A 16,386-nucleotide genomic window follows, 5' to 3' on the forward strand; every position below is an offset into this window, starting at 1 on the left:
CCTGGGTACATCAGGGTCACCCTCTTCGCCACCCACCTGCGGGCCGGCGCACAGTGGCAGGACGGGCGGCGATCAGCCGGAGACGCCGCTCGATCGCCCGTCCGAACGCCCCGCGGGGAGGATGAGGCGGAAGGTACATCCCCTGCCCGGCGCGGTGTCGAGTTCGAGGCGGCCACCGTGGCCTTCCGCGACCGCGGCGGCGATGGAGAGGCCCAGGCCACTACCACCGTGGTTCCGGGAGCGAGAAGGGTCGGCACGATAGAAGCGCTCGAAGACGTGCTCGGCGTCCTGGGCCATGAGCCGGGGCCCTTCGTCCGCCACTTCCACCACGCCGGCGGGCGTACCGTCCGGCAAGGGCGGTGACGCGCCAACGAGCCCCGGGCGGTCGGATCCGCAGGTGTCCACGCCCACCCGGGTCTCGCCCACCCTGACGTGGACCGCAGTGCCGGCCGGGGTGTGCACACGGGCGTTGGACAGCAGATTGTCGACGATCTGTCTCATTCGATGGGGGTCGCCGACGGCCTCGACCACATCCAGTTCGCCGTTGCCCGCCGGGTCAGACAGGGGGCCCAGATCGACCGGATGGCTCGCCCCGTGCAGGGCGGCGGACCGCACGGCGTCCGCCGCCAGGGACAGCAGGTCCACCGGGTTTCTGTCGTACGACGGTTCCCTGTCCAGCTGGGCGAGAAGTTGGAGGTCATCGACGAGGAGGCCCATCCGCTCCGCATTCTGGGCGATCAGCTGGTGGGCCTCGTTCTGCTCATGGGCCGACAGACGCTCCCGGCACAGTGCGAGCTGTGCGTAGCCCTGGATGGCGGTGAGCGGAGTGCGCAGTTCGTGGCCGGTGTCGGCGACGAAACGCCGCATGCGCGCCTCTGGTGCCTCCCGTTCACGGAGCGCCAACTGCAGCCTCTCCAGCAGTGAGTTCAGCACCCGGCCGAGCCGGCCGATCTCGGTGCGCCCATCGATGTCGGGGAGTCGCAGATCCAGTTGCCCCGCTCCGATGCGCTCGGCGGTGTGTTCCATACGAGTCATCGGGAGCAGGCCCAGCCGTAGCACCCAGCGGCCCAGCGTGAGCAGGGCGGCGACGGTGACGACCAGCAACACCGCGTTCAGCCAGAGAATCTTGGACGTGGTGGCGTCGACGGTGTCCAGCGGCAGAGCCACGACGGCGTGCATGTCCTCCGGACCGGAACTCAGCAGAACTCTCCACCGGCTGTCGCCGCTGACGGATGCCACCGTCCCTGGACGGCCGACGTGCAGACCCTGCGCCACCGAACCCCCGATCCGTGGACCTGGCTTGCCGTCGGCACCGAGCGACACGCCCATCCGCCGACCGGAGACGTCGTAGAAGTAGACACGGAAGTCCGAGGGCAGGACGTCGGGACGGACCCCGGAACTGTTCTCCTTGAGAGCCTCGAAGTAAGCCGGTCCGGGTGGGTGGACGTCCACCAGTTGCTGGTCGACCCGGTCCAACAGCCATGAGCGCAGCACCACGAACCCGATGAGCTGGGAGACGGCGACGGCTGCCGTCGCCAGCAGCGCCGCCGCCAGGAATCAGGCGACGTCGCGGGGACCCGGGGATTCGGGACAGCAGCCGACTCACGGCTCCGCCGTCCCACCCGGCTCGCGCAGCAGCCGCAGGCAGTAGCCGATGCCGTGCACCGTGTGAATGAGTGGCGGCCCGAGGCGGTCGACCTTCTTGCGCACGTACCTCACGTACGTCTCGACGATCCGGGCATCTCCGGCGAAGTCGTGGCTCCACACGTGATCGAGGATCTGAGCCCTGGTCAGGACCCGGCCAGGGTCGGCCAGCAGATAGGCGGGCAGCTTGAACTCGGTAGGTGATAACGGAACGTAGTGCCCGGCGCGGTGCACCTCGTGAGCACTCTCGTCGAGCTCAAGGTCGGCGTAACGCAGCACGGTCTCCGCGATGAGCGGTTCCGAACCCTGGACGACCGTGCGGCGCAGGATGGCCTCGATGCGGAGCAGCACTTCGTCGATGGGGAACGGCTTCGTGACATAGTCGTCGCCGCCGGAGCTCAGCCCCTTGATGCGGTCGTCGACGTCGATGCGGGCGGTGCGGAACAGCACGGGTACGTCGTTCCGGCCGCCCGCAATCGTTGTGTGACCTCGAAGCCGTCCAGGTCGGGGAGCATCACGTCGAGCAGCACCAGGTGCGGCTCCCGTCGTTGGATCTCGACGAGGGCGAACTGGCCGGTCTCCGCGGCGCTCACCTCGTATCCGGTGAGCCGGAGGGTGGACTCCAACAGGGTGCGGAGCTGGGTTCGTCCTCGACCACGAGGAGCCTGTATCGCGCCCTGTCCGCGGGCTGCTCTGTCATCGTGCTGTGCGGTCCGTTCTGTTGCCGTTCACCGAGCGGCGCAGTCGTAGAGCACCGAGGCGCCGAAGGGGGCCGCACTGCCCGTCTTCTGCTGAGACGTCTTGCTGCCTCCGTACGCCGACGCCGAGACCTTGGTGCAGTTCTTGGAGATCCACTCCGAGCGGTCAGTGGCGTTCTCCTGCGACATGCCGGGCCTCGTCATCGCTCCACCGCCGGCGTTGTCCGATCCAACGACGTATCGCAGCTCACCGTTTCCGGTCCATTTCTTCAGCTGGTCGACCGAGGGCGCGTCGTCGGCGCCCATGAAGCCGCCCATGCCGATCACCGTCTCGTCACTGTTCAGGATGAACGCGTTGGTGGCGCTGGCGCCGCCTGACACAGCGAGCTTGATCCGGGCCTTCGGTGAGTGCTGCACGGCGTAGTTGAGCATCTTGCGCTGGTCGGAGGTGAGTGCTGAGCCGCTGGAACCGTCGAATCCGCCGGACATCGCGCCGGTTCCACCGGGGAAGGCGGGCAGACCGCCGGAGGCCGAGCCTGAACCACCGGACGCACCGGGCAAACCGCTGGGGAGGCCGCTCGGCATCCCGCCCTGGCCACCACTCGGCAGACCGCCCTGATCACCACCGGGCACCCCCGACGGCATCCCTGGGGGGCGAGGGCATGAACCGCTCCGTTGCAGTCAGCAGCTGGTCCGGAACAGGTCTGCCGCTGTGGCTCATCGACCTGGTCGTGCTGCTGGGTCTACTGGCCCGTGTGGGCTACCTGGCCGCCCGCACCCCGGTGCGCACGGCACGTCAGGAAGCGGACGCACTGCTGGGCCGCCATGTGGAGCTCGCACTGCGTTCGGGTATCACGGTCGGCATGGCGACGATGCTCCTCTGCCTGACGGCACAGGGATCCGCTCAGATCGGAATGAGCATGAGGGGCAGCGAGATGGGAGGCATGACGGCCGGACTCCACTCGGCGGTCCGCCTGTCCGGACTCACCGGATTCGTACTGGCCGGCGGGTGCGCGTACGGCGGCAGTCGCCTGCACGCGCTGCGCGCCTCACGCCGCGCCCCGGCCGGGCCCCCTGCTCTCAGGGCCGGCCGCTTCCGGCGAGCCGTAACCCGGTGAATTCCCCGGCAAGCAGGCAGAAACCGCTCCCCCGCAGCCTTGCAGCACCGCCACTCCGGCCGCACCGGACAGGGACCGCGGTGCTCGGCAGGGACGGTCAGGACTGCGTGAAGCAGCCCGTCGAGCCGTACCGCTTCCGGACTGAAGCGCGTGCCGGACGACATGCCGAGCCTTCAGACAGTCCTGGGGGCGAGTCGCTGGGCCGAGTGCGGGCATGCGATGGCCGACGGGGAGCCATAGCACCCCGCCGACCAGGGATCACCGATGGCTCAGGCGCCGCGCACCGCGGCGTCGAGCTCGGCTGCGTCGGACCAACTGCCATGGAAGCCCAGGGGGACCCGGTGGTTGAGCTTGATCCGGGCGATGGGCGTGCCGGTGAAGTCCTGGGCTTCCTGGACGATGACCTCGCTGCGGTCGGTGGTCGGGTCCCACCAGATCGACAGCAGCCAGCCGTCGTCCTCGGCCTGGGCGCCGGGGCGTGGCACGAAGACGGGCTCGCCCGGGGAGGTCAGGACACCGTCGAGTGTCTGGATCGACGTCTCGCCCGTGCGGTAGTCGTGCTTGGCCAGGCCGTCGGTGAACCAGTCGCCGGCTCCGCGTGTCGTCGTGTAGTAGCCGTACTGGTGGGACAGCCCGGTTCGCTGATCGTTGATCCGGGGGAACTCTCCCTGGATATCGGTGACCTCGATGTCCCTGCTCTTCCCCGTGGCGAGGTCGAGTTCCCAGCGCCAGGGGGTGGTGATGATCTCCTTGAACCACCAGTTCCAGTCCCCGCCGGGCGGCGGTGACTCCAGGTCCTTGAGGGTGGGCCCGAACTGGCCGACGCGGTGCCCGTCGACGATGATCTTCGTCCCGTCCTGGTAGGCGTTGAGGAAGTGTGACGTGGAGAAGGCGTCAGAGGCTTCTACCCACGTCACCTCGCCTGTCCTGCGATGCAGGACGGCCCAGCGGCATGCGTCCAGCTTCTCCGGCTCCCAGACCGTCGAAGGCTGACCGTTGATGATGCGCTCGAAGCGTGCCGTCGCCGGGCTGACCAGCCAGATCGCGTAATCGGTGGTGACGGCGTAGTCATGCGTGAGGGCGGGGAACCCCAGGTCGACCGAGTGACGGTCGAGGATGTTCCCGTCACAGTCGGCTCGGTACCACGTGATCGCGCCGTCCATGTTGCCGAAGGTGAGGAAGTCGCCGTTCGCCGGATCGACCTTGTGGTGCGCGGTCAGGGGACCGACGAGTCCGCCGCGGAAGTTGTACTGCTCGCTGACCGTCTCCAGGGTGTCCGGTCGCAACTCGCGCGGAGGGTAGCCCTCGCAGAAGGCCAGCAGACGGCTGCCGTACAGCTGCACGTGCGTGTTGGCAGGGTTGTTCGGGAACTTGCCGGACGGCAGGGGGGTGTCCCTGCCGTTCATGAAACCGCCATAGATCGCCCGGCCCAGCTCCATCTCTTCCTTCAGGCCCGCGGTCTGCACGTAGCGGTTGCGGTAGGTCGCCCGACCGTCACGCAGGAAGATGGCGTGGACCATGCCGTCGCCGTCGAACCAGTGGTACCTGCTCGGATTCTCCGGGCGGTAGAGCGGGCTGGGGCCGACCCGGAACAGGGCACCGCTCAGCCCGTCGGGGAGCCGGCCTTCGATCTCCAGGTCGAAGGCCTCACCCTCCTCGCGCCAGGGTGCGTACGGCCCGTTGAGAAACATGTTGCTGGGGTCCCACATGGACGCCTCCTCCTTGCCATGCACTTGAGCGTGTCCTGATAGTCAGGAATTAAACCTGCATTCTTGGGACACTATGGGGACCGTATAGCCGCACCAAGCAGAGGTCAAGTCGGACTTGAGTGCAGTCCGGACGCCAGGCGCAGTCGACCTGCCTGCAGGAAAAGGCACCCCGGGCCACTCCGCTTGCCAGGCGAGCCCCTTTCCCATACGGTCCCATGTGACAGGACTAGCGTCCTAACTTATGGAGTTCATATGTCCGAAGCCGCTGTCAGCCCTGCTTCCCCACTCACCGGCGGGACCCCGTCCCCGCCCAACCCGTTCGCCGGCCTGCGTGACGTCGTGTCCGTCAAGGACAAATTGACGCAGGAGTATCACAACGCAGTCGTCGAGAAGGTCTTCCGTCCGTCCTGGTTCCTGGTCGGAAACGTCAACGACCTTCCCAAGCCGGGGAGTTACTACGTCCTGGACGTGCCCACCTTCAACATCTCGGTGCTGGTCCAGCGGGGCCGGGACGGGGAGGTGCGTGCGTTCCACAACGTGTGCCGCCACCGCGGCAAGAAGGTGATCCCCACGGACTGCGGTTTCGCCGAGGGGACGTCGTCCGCGCACACCTGCTGGCTCCACGGCTGGTCGTACACCGGCGACGGGAAGCTGCGCTCGGTGCCGGACGAGAAGCAGTTCCGCTCCGTCGACAAGTCCCGCCTCGGGCTGGTGCCGATCCGCGTCGAGGTCCGGTCCGGCCTCATCTACGCCAACTTCAGCGACAACCCCGAGCCGCTCGACGGCTGGCTGGGGGAGCTCGCCGAGGGCTTCGACGGCTACTACAGCGAGATGGAGAAGGTCAGCTGCTGGTCCATCGACGTCCGGGCCAACTGGAACATCGCCATGGACGCCTTCTCGGAGGGGTACCACACTGTCTTCCTGCATCGGCGCACCCAGCCGAAGCTGGCCGGCAAGAGCAACCCGATGCGGCACAAGCCCGTGGTCGACATGTACGACCGCCACATCCGTTCCAGCAACCCCTCCAACCCCGACTACGTCAGCCCGCCCGTCGAGGGTGCCCTGTACGACCTCGGGTACAAGCAGACACCGGCGGTCGAGACCGACTTCTCCATGCTGCCGCCGGCGGTGAATCGCACCCGCTACCACCCCTGGTTCTTCGACATCGTGTGGCAGTTCCCCAACGTGGCCGTCCTCAACGGCTCGCACTGGTACAGCACCGTCACCGTCTGGCCGATCGACCGCAACCACTCCCGCGTCGTCTTCGACGTCTATGGCCGCAAGGCCCGGCACGCCGGCGACCGCCTGGCCCAGGCGTACAGCCGGGCCCTGCAGTACACGGTGTCCCGGGAGGACCTGGCCGCCATGGAGGACGTGCAGCGCGGCCTCGAGTCGGGTGCCATCAGCGACATATACCTCTCCCTGCAGGAGTTCGCGCTCCAGCACCGCTACGGACTCGTCGACGAACTGATCGGAGCCAAGTGATGGAGCTCTCCGCAGAAGCCGGACTTCCCGAAGGATTTGCCGACCTGGAGCGCTTCCTGGAGCGGTGGCGCCTGCGCGACGCACAGGAGCGGATGGAGGCGATGGTCGCCGCCGACATCGAGGAGCTGCGTGACCTGTGCGCCACCATGCTCCCCCGTATCGAAGCGGTGGTGAACCATCTGAACGCCTTCCCGCTCGACGACATGCCCCCGCGGGAGCAGGCGCTCTTCGAGCTCGCCCTGACCTTCGCCGAGGTCACTCACCCGGTCGACCTCGGATGGGCCGCACCCGAGGTCAGCGACCTGTATCCGCTGGACGGGATGAACCTGGTCGGGCCCGCACGCGCCTGGTGATCCGGATGAACCATCGACCTCGTACAGAGATGGATCGCTCCATGACTGACCCCTTCGCCAAGCTGACACACGTCGGCCCCGGCAGTGCGACCGGAGAGTTCTTCCGCCAGTTCTGGCTGCCGATAGCCCGGTCCTCGGAGTTCGAGGCCGATGGTGCCCCGATCCGCCTGATGGCGCTGGGCGAGCGCCTCGTCGGCTTCCGTGACAGCGGCGGCCGGATGGGCATCTTCGACCACCGATGTCCGCACCGTTGTGCCTCCCTGTTCTTCGGCCGCAACGAGAACGGCGGGCTGCGCTGCTCCTACCACGGCTGGATGTTCGACGTGGAGGGCCGCGTCACCGACATTCCGAGCAGTGCGGGAGGACGCGTGCCCACCCGTGTGCGCGCCAAGGCCTACTCGGTGCGGGAACGCAACGGCCTCGTCTGGATCTACATGGGGTCGCGCGAGACGCCGCCGCCGCTGCCCGTGATCGGCGTGGTCGCCGACGACGAGGAGCTGGAGATCCAGATGTGGCTGCGCGAGTGCAACTGGCTCCAGGGCATGGAGGGGGACATCGACGCGGCCCATCTCGCGTTCCTCCACCACGGCGGCCATGACCCCGAGGACGTCGGCGAGCACTTCGTCCTCAAGTGGGTCACCAGTGGCAGGGCCGTGGAGACCAAGGTCGTCTACACGGCCGGGGGCACCATGGAGGGCCACCGCAGGCCGGAGAGCTTCGCCCCCGACTACTGGCACTACACCCAGCAGCTGCTGCCGTCCTGGACCATCCCCGGCCAGAACCCCTTCGAGGTCGAAGAGCCCGTCGTGCGGTTCTGGCTGCCGATGGACGACACCCACTCCATGATCTTCCAGCTCAGCCGGGATCGAGCGCTGGTGGACGGCAGGTCGGCGTTCCACTCCACCGTCGGGGAGCTGCCGGGTGTCAAGGTCCGCATGGCAGACCTGCTCCAGCCCGACAACGACCAGGACTGGTACGGCAGGTGGCGGCTCACCCCGTCCGAGGAGAACAACTACTTCCTCGACCGGGACGCCCAGGCGAAGGGCAACTACACCGGAGTGCAAGGTATCCAGATCCAGGACAAGATGATCACTGAAAGCATGGGACCAGTCGTGGACCGAACCCACGAGCACCTGTCCGCCTCGGACCTGATGATCAGCCGGACGCGGCGGCGCCTCCTGAAGGCCGTCGACGCGTACGCAACAACCGGGGACCTCCCGGCCACCCTGGACGACACCGAGCTCACCCGCGGCCTCATGGCCGGTGGCGGTCATGTCCCCGAGGGCACCGACTGGTTGCAGTACTACCGGGACGTGGCAGAGGCGGCGGGCGCCGATCCGAGGATCCTGGAGAGCGATCTCGTCGAGGCGACCGAGGGGGTAGGGGCATGACCGCGAAACAGTATCCCGTCCTTCCCTTCGCCGCCCGCGAACTGCGCTGGCAGCGCACGCGTGACTTCATGCGGGACAAGGACCTCGACTGTCTGCTCGTCTTCGGACTCAAGGGCCGCGAACGGTACGAGGGTTACCTCGCCAACGAGGTCCTCGACGGCGTCGTCGTCTTCTTCGCCGAACGCGACCCCGTCCACCTCACCTGGACCCACCACCGCTACACCCGCCGCCTGGCCGCGAACATGCGGGATGTGCGCTTCTGGATCGACGATGTACGCGTCGGTCCGTTCGGCCGGGGGGTGGTCCAGGCACTCACCGAAGAGGGACTGACGTCGAGTCGTATCGGTGTGGTCGGCATGACCGGGAGCTCGGCGGGGGAAATGGAGGGCCTCATCACCCACATGATGTGGGACTACGTCCTCAACAACCTGCCCGAGGCCGAATTCGAGGACATGTCCCTCGACTTCGCCCAGACGATGCTCCCCAAGACGCCGCATGAACTGGAACTGGTCCGCTTCGCCGCCCAGGCGGCCGAGGAAGCCTGCCAGACCATGTTGGAGATGATCCGGCCCGGCGTGCGCGAGGCCGAGATCTACGCGGCAGCCGTGGAGGTCCTCCACCGCAACTCGTGCACCACCACCTACCCTCACGTCATCATGAGTGTCGGCGCGGACGACCCGGGTTGGGCGCCGCCCTACTGGACCTACGCCGGCGGCGCCTCCCGGACAGTCCAGCCCGGCGACCTGGTCCAGGCCGAGATCATGTCCTGCTACGGCGGATTCGAGACACAGGTCCAGATGTCCGTCGCGGTCGAGCCGGTGCCGAAGGTGCTGCACACGCTCCACGACATCGCCCGTGACTGCTACGACGCCGGCCTCCGGGCCCTGCGTCCGGGAGCCGCCTTCCTCGACGTCGCCCGGGCCATGAGCGAGCCCCTCCTGAAGGCCGGCCACTACAACATGACCCCCCTGGTGCACAGTCTCACTCCCGCGGCCTTCGCGGGGCACATCGCGCTGAACGCCGAACAGATCCCCGGCCAGGACAGCCGCCGTGTCTTCCGTACCGTCGAGCCGATCTCCGACCTGGAACTCGTCCCCGGCATGGCGTTCGCTTTCGAACCCAACGCCTGTACGGGACAGCACCGTGTCAACATCGGCGGCACCGTCGTCGTGGGCGAGAACGGACCGGACGAGCTCAACACCGTTCCCTGCCGCATGCACGTCGTGTCCTGACGGAACTCCGACCACGTTCCGCCCGCAGTACTCGCTGATCTCACCACCACGCTCCTCACCTTCCTGACGGCACCGGCCGCCCCGCACTCCAGGAGACACCGTGTCCGAGCAAAACAATCCGATGACAGTCGGCGGCAAGGACGTCCACACTGTCGATACCTTCGGGGTGCACAACCCCGCCACCGGCCGGGTGTTCACCCAGGCGCCCGACTGCTCACCGGCCCAGCTGGACGACGCGGTGCAAGCGGCCGCCGACGCCTTCCCGCTCTGGCGCGACGACATGGACGCTCGCCGCAGCGCGCTGCTGGCCGCGGCCGCACGCATCGAGGAGAGCGCCGAGGAGCTCGCCACCTTGCTCACACTGGAGCAGGGCAAGCCTCTGGCCGACGCCCGTTTCGAGGTCATGGTGACCGCGATGACCCTGCGGGGCACGGCCGCCCTCGACGTGCCCCGGGAGGTGATCCGGGACGACGACGAGGAGCGGATCGAGGTGCTGCACCAGCCCATGGGCGTGGTCGCGGCGATCACCCCGTGGAATGTCCCACTGATCCAGGCCGCGATGAAATTCGCGCCGGCCCTGCTGGCGGGCAACACAGTGGTACTGAAACCGTCTCCTTTCACGCCGCTCTCCTCGCTCGCACTCGGAGTCGTTCTGCGTGACGTGCTGCCGCCGGGCGTGCTGAACGTCATCAGCGGCCGGGACCCGCTGGGTGCACAGCTCGCCGAACACCCCCTGGTCCGCAAGGTGACGTTCACGGGTTCGGTCGCCACCGGAAAGCACGTGGCGGCGTCGGCTGCGCCCGACCTCAAGCGCATCACCCTGGAGCTGGGCGGCAACGACGCGGGCATCCTCCTCGACGACGTCGACCTCGACGCCACGGCCGACAAGCTGTTCTGGGGCGCGTTCGTCAACTGCGGGCAGATCTGCATGGCGCTGAAACGTCTCTACGTACCACGCGCCCGGTACACCGAGGTGGTCGACGCCCTGGCGGACCGGGCACGGTCGGTCGAAGTGGGTGACGGCATGCTCCCCCGCGTCCAGATGGGACCGCTCGCCACCGCGCCGCAGTTCGCCAGGGTCCAGGAGCTGGTGTCGGACGCGCTGGCCGGCGGTGCCACCGCGGCCGCCGGAGGTCGGCGCCTGGACGGTGACGGCTACTTCTTCGCGCCGACCATCCTGAGGGATCTCGAGGACGGCGTGCGCGTCGTCGACGAGGAACAGTTCGGGCCCGTTCTGCCGGTGATCCCGTACGACGACGTCGAAGAGGCGGTGGCCCGGGCCAACAGTACGCGCTTCGGGCTCGACGGCTCGGTGTGGAGCGCGGACCCGGAGCGGGCCGCGGCGGTGGCGGCCCGGCTGGAATGCGGGACCTCCTGGGTCAACACGCACGCCATGCCGGCACCGGGCGTGTCTTTCAGCGGGCACAAGTGGAGTGGCCTCGGAGTGGCCGGCGGGCTGGCCGGCCTGCTGTCCTATACCGAGACGAAGGTGCTGCACGTCGTGCGTGGTTGATGAGCACCGGCGTCCGGGTGCTTGCTCGATGAGCAGCCGGCGTCTGTCAATCCCCTCGAAGTGTGGAGCCCTTCCTATGCGGCCAGTCCCACGGTGGGTCCGGCCCAGTACTCGTTCCCGTAGTAGATCCGGCTCTTGAACCCGCACATGCTCTGTAGGTGGCGGGTGGTGTAGACAGCCGCTTCCGAAAACCGCCTGACGCCCGGGCGGAACACAGGGCCTCAAGCGGCCGACCGCCCGTCACCGAAGGAGTCTTCCCATGTCCGCCACACCTTCCTCCGCCACCCCTGCACCGGCGCGGTCCATACGCTCCGCGCCCAGCCGGGCCGCCGCCGCAGGATGGCTGATCGCGGGCACCGTGGCCGCGATCATCGCCGACGCGCTGATCGCCCTGGTCTCCCGGGCGGCCGGAGCCTCCGACGACTTCGAGCCCCTCCAGCCCGGGCCATACGTCACCTTCACTGTCCTGGGCGTCATCATCGGCGCAGTCGGATGGGCGGTGATCCGCCGGTGGTCGGCCCGGCCGCGCGCCCTGCTGTCCTGGCTGGTCCCCGCCGTCGTGGTCATCTCCTTCGTCCCCGACCTGCTGATGCTCGTCAGCGACTACATTCCGCACGCCAATGCCGCCGGGATCATCGGACTGGTGTTCATGCACGTCGCGGTCGCCGCGGTGGCCGTCGCCGCCTACCACCGCGCCCTGCCCCTGAACGACACACCCCGAAGCTGACTCACAGCCGCCCATCCATCACCCCACACACCACTTGACCTCTTCAGGGTGCGGCCATACGGTCCAACATAGTCCCAATTGCCAGGATGATGCCCCGCATAACAGGACGCTCACTGGTGGGGCGTAAAGGTCCCCCGGCGGCGCGCTCTGCTCTTGCAATAACCCGCATGATTCGACGCCGCCGAATCATGGCCGGCGCGCTCCCGGCGTTCGGCAGAAAACATCCGACCGCGAGATCCCCGCAACCGCGGCCCCGGTTCCATCCGGGCGCTGGTCCCTTTCTTCCGTTCCCCATCTGGAGGCCGGCATGCCGTCCGACACCGTCACCCCCCCTGTTGGCCGCAGTCTGGTCCCACTCGGACTGTTTCTTCTGGCCATACAGAGTTACCAGCTCGTCGCGTTCCCCAACTTCCTCGATTCCCTGCAGAACGAGCCCGGCTGGCACCTGTCACCGAGCACTGCGGGGCTGGTCGGGAGCACAGCCTTTCTAGGCGTTCTGGCAGGCTTCCGCGCCGCATTGCCGCTGGCCCGGCGCCTCGGGCTCCGGCAGGCCACGCTCGCCGCACTCCTGTGGCTCACGCTCTGGTCCGGGGCTTGCGCTCTCGCAACCGCCCCTTGGCAATTGGGATTTCTCAGGATGCTCGCCGGAATCGGCACAGGCGTCGGGTTTCCACTGACACTGAGTCTCGTCAAGGACTCCGCCACCAGGACCGGGGCCGCGCGCCAGAACGCCGCCCGCAAAGGCAGGCGCACCCGCGCAGCCGCGGCCACCCGAGCCAGGCGTGCACTCGTCATCGCTCCGCTGGGCATACCCATCGCGGGACTCGTCACCCAGAACACGGCGGGCGCGCTGCCGATCGAAAACGCTTGGCGTCTGATCACAGCCATGGGAGCGGGCCTGGGAATCATCGCTCTTGCCCTGTGCCTGTGGCTACTGCCGCGCGACACCGACGTGTCCGTCCTGGACCCTGGCCAGGACGGACGCCGCAAGCCGAGCCGGCCGATCATCGTGTGGACGGGCGTCGTCGTCATCGGAGCGAACCTGATCGCCTGGTCAGGCATCACGGGACTCACCTCCGTCGACCTGCACTTCAACGCCGCGCTGAGCGCGGGCGCGGTCTTGGCGATCTTCGTCGTAGCAGGCACGGCGATCCATCGGAACGAGACGACCACCTCCCGCTCGGGGACCGCCCGGGCCACCATGGCTTTCATCCTGCTCTATCCGCCCACCACGGTACTGACCGCGGCCGTCGTGCTGAGCCTCCTCGCAGGCCAGCCCGTCTCCTTCGTCATGCCGCTGATCGGTGTGTGGATCGCCGACGGCTACTGTCGGTCGCTGACGCTCTGTGTGGCACCGCGCGTGCTCGATGTCCTTCCCCACCCCGCCCTTCAGGAGCACGTCGGCACCATCGCGGACGCCGGGCACATCACCCCGCTGCCACCACCGTTTCACCCGGGCCCGAAATGTGACGGCGAGTTCACGGCACCACCCCGCCCGAACCTGCCGTAGTTGATGGAGATGCCCCCCCGCCGTGCCGCGCGGCCGGAGCGAGACCCGCCGTGTGTGTCTAGCCCACGAGATCCGGCGGCACTGCGGACGCCCGACAAGATTCCGCCCAACGACCGACCTGTACGACTCTGTCCTGACCGACCGCCGCCAAAGGCCTGTGTCGCGCATACCTGCCCGAGCACGCCTCGACGGCCATCCGCTGACCGCGCGGGAACCCTGCGCTCATCTCGATCTGTCGCTGGCCAACGACCTGGCGGATTCGAGTGTGTCGACACGACCACGCGGCCCGGAGCACGGTTACGGGCGGCCAATGTCCCGCCATTGTCTTCGGCCGGCGCGCCCGGGCCGCTGCATAGTCTGCGGCGTCGGCGTCACATCCACCCTCCCCATGCTCGAAGCTGTCTCCTCGACACCGTGCATCCTGCTCTACGGCAGGCGCTCCCGCTTCGGTAGGCCTGTGAGTGCGCGAGTCGGTCCTCCCGGGCAGGTGCACAGCCCCGATACCGGACGCGGGCACACTACGCACATGCAGCTCCCCACCGAAGCCGTGGCCACCGCTGTGTTGCTGGAGGTCACAAGGATCTCCGGACTCCCGACAAAGCGCGGAGCCCCGTATCCCGGCAGGGCAGGCGCCCACTGGATCGGGAGCGAGGCGGCCGGTGTCCTGGCCTTGATCAAGAGTTTGCCCGGCGGAGAGCAGCACCGCTGCGGCTTCTCGCCGGGCTGGAGCATCCGGGCGTACGCGGACACTCTCGACCTGGCGCTGTTCGAGGCGGCGTTCTGCTTCAGCTGCCACGAAGTCCGCATGCATGGAACCGCCGTGCCACCCGCACTGGCCACGCAGTTCTTCGACGCGAGTGCCCCACAGGCACACACCCTCCTGGCCCTCTTGCGCGAGGCAGCACCGTAGCCGGTCGGCCCCGGTCACTCGACAGGTCGCTCATCCGGTTCAGAGACGAGAACGTGATTGATCGTCGTACGGTCCTGATCCCCGCGTTGTTCGCCAGGACGAGGGCATATCCCGAACGCAACAGGTGAACGAAAAAGGCCGAGCCCGTCAACCAGCAATGCCCGGTACGCGAGACGCCGTTGTCCCGCGCGGCAGTCGCATACTGGGCGAGTGACACCTGACGCTACACACGAGGAAGCCGCCGCACAGGACGGTGGCGAAGCCGGAATCAAGATCATCGGGCGGGCTGTCGGGGTGCTCCGCGCCCTCGCCGGCGAGCGGGAGGGACTCAGCCTCTCCCAGCTCGCTGAACGCACCGGGCTCCCGCGCTCGACGATTCACCGGCTGGTCTCCGCTCTGGAGGTCGAGGGCGTGCTGGTCGCAGCCTCTGCTACGGGTCGCGTCCGCATCGGTCCCGAATTGGTGCGATTGGCCGAGGCCGGCCGACCGGAGATTCGCGCCCTGCTCCGGCCGGCGATGGAGCACCTTGCCCAGACCCTGGAGGAAACCGTCGACCTCGCGGTCCTGGAATCCGGCCGACTGAGAATCACCGATTCGATACAGGGGCAGCACACATTGCGTGCCGTATCGGTGGTGGGAAGCAGCTTGCCGCTGCACTGCACCGCCAACGGCAAAGCCGTCCTCGCGAAGTTGAGCGATGCCGAGATCGCGCGCCTGCTCCCGGCACGACTGACTCGGCTCACCCCCTCCACGATCACGCGACGGGCCGCCCTTGTGGAGGAACTCACGCAGGTTCGGCGGACAGGCATGGCCTTCGATCTGGAGGAGAGCACTCCCGGCGTGTGTGCCATCGCCATCGCCGTCCAGGACACCTACGGCACACTGGCGGCACTCTCCGTGCCGATCCCCGCCATTCGCTTTCATGGCCGCGAGGAAGACGTCGTCGCCGCACTCAACACGGCACGGGAGCAGGTCTCGTCGGTGCAGTCCGACACGCTGTCCGAATCCGACACATACGACGCACCGCCTCCCTCATGACTGCGAACAGCGCCTACCGACCCAGCAGTCACCAGCCGTCACAGCGATCCGCGCCTGGGTGAACTCGCAGGCTCCCGCGGCTCGCCGAGGTCGAGCGATCGCACCTTCGACGACGCGGGTGCGTGGGCGTCCGGGCGGCCCGGGTGGTCCAGGGCCATGGGTCGGGCGAGCGGCTCGCCGGTGCGGACCGCGTCGGCGGCGGGCCGGTGGACGTACGGCAACAGGCCGGTACGCAGCCGGGACGTCATGCCAGGTCGCGTTGGGGTCGCCGGTTCACTTGTCCAAGCCCAGGGCGGAGACCGAGACCGAGCCACAGGTCAGCGCAGAACTGATCGGCTCTGATTCGGCCTTGTCGACAGTCTGGTCGGCGAGCTCAGCCGGCTTCGTCGCCCCACTTAAGCGTCACCGAGCTGAAGAGCACGATGCCGACGAGCAGGTTCTTCCTCATCATGCTCGCAATCCCAGTGATGCAGCCAGGTGCAGCGGTAAGCCACTTCACCCGGTGACCGGTCACCGGGTGAAGTGGCTTTTTGACGATCAGCAAGTGGCGTGCGGTGGGGTCACTGCCGGCGGTTCGCCGACGGAGCACTCAACCTGGGGAACGGGCCTGACCGTCGCCAGCACCTCTCCGCGCACATCGGTGACAACAATCAACGCGCCCTCGGCAGGTCCTCGTCGTCCGGCCCGCTGGTCCCGGCCAGCAGCACGTCGTACGCCAGCGGCTCCTCGCCCACCTCCAAGGTGGCGGCCCGCGGTTGATGGCCGTCGGCCGCCGCGGTCAGTACGTACGAGCCGGAGCCCGGCGTCGGCATCGAATACCGGCCGTCGGACCGGGTGACGGTGCGGCCAAGCTGACGCCCGGTCAGGGAGATCAGTGTCAGCGTGGCGCCGTCGACGCCCTTGCCCTCCGCGTCGCGCACCTGACCCTCGATGGACGGCCCGCTCGTCGCGGGAACCGGGGCAGGCGCGCTCTCGGTGGAGGCGTACGCCGCCTGTGGCTCGGCCTCCACCGACTTCCGCAGGACACCGGCGCCCACCAGCGCCGGCTGCCGCTCCGA

16 protein-coding genes and 1 pseudogene are annotated in these 16,386 nt (G+C 68.1%); 10 read left to right on the forward strand and 7 right to left on the reverse strand.

Annotated elements, in window-relative coordinates:
• Positions 1-72: 72 nt before the first annotated feature.
• The 3 genes and pseudogenes from ACZ4UV_RS24560 to ACZ4UV_RS24570 form a co-directional block, all read right to left on the reverse strand.
• A complete protein-coding gene (locus tag ACZ4UV_RS24560; protein WP_467840643.1) occupies positions 73-1,497 on the reverse strand; it encodes a sensor histidine kinase in 1,425 nt (474 codons plus the stop codon).
• A 105-nt stretch (positions 1,498-1,602) separates the two neighbouring features.
• Positions 1,603-2,344 (reverse strand): annotated as a pseudogene (locus tag ACZ4UV_RS24565) (response regulator transcription factor).
• A gap of 28 nt (positions 2,345-2,372) precedes the next feature.
• Positions 2,373-2,831, reverse strand: a complete 459-nt coding sequence (locus tag ACZ4UV_RS24570; protein ID WP_451019766.1) for a mannosyltransferase YkcB-related protein — start codon at positions 2,829-2,831, stop codon at positions 2,373-2,375.
• Between the two features lie 173 nt (positions 2,832-3,004).
• Here ACZ4UV_RS24570 and ACZ4UV_RS24575 point away from each other — a divergent pair, with 173 nt between their 5' ends.
• On the forward strand, positions 3,005-3,460 hold the full coding sequence (locus ACZ4UV_RS24575) for a hypothetical protein (protein WP_467840646.1): 456 nt from the start codon (positions 3,005-3,007) through the stop codon (positions 3,458-3,460).
• Between the two features lie 269 nt (positions 3,461-3,729).
• On the opposite strand, the gene ACZ4UV_RS24580 is transcribed toward ACZ4UV_RS24575, so the two are convergent.
• Positions 3,730-5,169, reverse strand: coding sequence for a carotenoid oxygenase family protein (locus tag ACZ4UV_RS24580; RefSeq protein WP_451019768.1), 1,440 nt, complete (start codon positions 5,167-5,169; stop codon positions 3,730-3,732).
• Between the two features lie 252 nt (positions 5,170-5,421).
• Here ACZ4UV_RS24580 and ACZ4UV_RS24585 point away from each other — a divergent pair, with 252 nt between their 5' ends.
• The 9 genes from ACZ4UV_RS24585 (at position 5,422) to ACZ4UV_RS24625 (ending at position 15,328) form a co-directional block, all read left to right on the forward strand.
• A complete protein-coding gene (locus ACZ4UV_RS24585) occupies positions 5,422-6,654 on the forward strand; it encodes an aromatic ring-hydroxylating oxygenase subunit alpha (protein WP_467840651.1) in 1,233 nt (410 codons plus the stop codon).
• Positions 6,654-7,007 carry a hypothetical protein gene (locus tag ACZ4UV_RS24590; protein ID WP_451019770.1) on the forward strand — a complete coding sequence of 118 codons (354 nt, stop codon included), beginning with the start codon at positions 6,654-6,656 and terminating at the stop codon, positions 7,005-7,007. Before ACZ4UV_RS24585 ends, ACZ4UV_RS24590 begins: the two co-directional genes overlap by 1 nt.
• A gap of 41 nt (positions 7,008-7,048) precedes the next feature.
• Positions 7,049-8,398 (forward strand): Rieske 2Fe-2S domain-containing protein, encoded by a 1,350-nt coding sequence (locus ACZ4UV_RS24595; RefSeq protein ID WP_451019771.1) that lies wholly within the window; start codon positions 7,049-7,051, stop codon positions 8,396-8,398.
• Positions 8,395-9,630, forward strand: coding sequence for a M24 family metallopeptidase (locus ACZ4UV_RS24600; RefSeq protein WP_451019772.1), 1,236 nt, complete (start codon positions 8,395-8,397; stop codon positions 9,628-9,630). The genes ACZ4UV_RS24595 and ACZ4UV_RS24600 overlap by 4 nt, the downstream gene beginning before the upstream one ends.
• Positions 9,631-9,751: 121 nt before the next feature.
• Complete coding sequence (locus ACZ4UV_RS24605) at positions 9,752-11,143, forward strand: aldehyde dehydrogenase family protein (protein ID WP_451019778.1); 1,392 nt, start codon at positions 9,752-9,754, stop codon at positions 11,141-11,143.
• Positions 11,144-11,402: 259 nt separating this feature from the next.
• Positions 11,403-11,870, forward strand: coding sequence for a DUF6069 family protein (locus ACZ4UV_RS24610; protein ID WP_467840655.1), 468 nt, complete (start codon positions 11,403-11,405; stop codon positions 11,868-11,870).
• 307 nt (positions 11,871-12,177) lie between these two features.
• Positions 12,178-13,380: an MFS transporter gene (locus ACZ4UV_RS24615; protein WP_467840658.1), complete on the forward strand. Its 1,203-nt coding sequence runs from the start codon at positions 12,178-12,180 to the stop codon at positions 13,378-13,380.
• A 526-nt stretch (positions 13,381-13,906) separates the two neighbouring features.
• A complete protein-coding gene (locus tag ACZ4UV_RS24620) occupies positions 13,907-14,290 on the forward strand; it encodes a hypothetical protein (RefSeq protein ID WP_451019775.1) in 384 nt (127 codons plus the stop codon).
• Between the two features lie 210 nt (positions 14,291-14,500).
• On the forward strand, positions 14,501-15,328 hold the full coding sequence (locus tag ACZ4UV_RS24625; RefSeq protein ID WP_451019776.1) for an IclR family transcriptional regulator: 828 nt from the start codon (positions 14,501-14,503) through the stop codon (positions 15,326-15,328).
• A gap of 38 nt (positions 15,329-15,366) precedes the next feature.
• Here ACZ4UV_RS24625 and ACZ4UV_RS24630 read toward each other — a convergent pair whose 3' ends face one another.
• From ACZ4UV_RS24630 to ACZ4UV_RS24640, 3 genes are all read right to left on the reverse strand, one after another.
• Positions 15,367-15,576: a hypothetical protein gene (locus ACZ4UV_RS24630; RefSeq protein WP_451019777.1), complete on the reverse strand. Its 210-nt coding sequence runs from the start codon at positions 15,574-15,576 to the stop codon at positions 15,367-15,369.
• Positions 15,577-15,701: 125 nt separating this feature from the next.
• Entirely contained in the window at positions 15,702-15,872 is a 171-nt protein-coding gene (locus tag ACZ4UV_RS24635) for a hypothetical protein (protein ID WP_467840662.1), read from the reverse strand.
• Positions 15,873-15,978: 106 nt separating this feature from the next.
• On the reverse strand, positions 15,979-16,365 hold the full coding sequence (locus ACZ4UV_RS24640; protein ID WP_467840736.1) for a carboxypeptidase-like regulatory domain-containing protein: 387 nt from the start codon (positions 16,363-16,365) through the stop codon (positions 15,979-15,981).
• Positions 16,366-16,386: the final 21 nt, after the last annotated feature.

Source organism: Streptomyces sp. NPDC028289, from assembly GCF_055565975.1.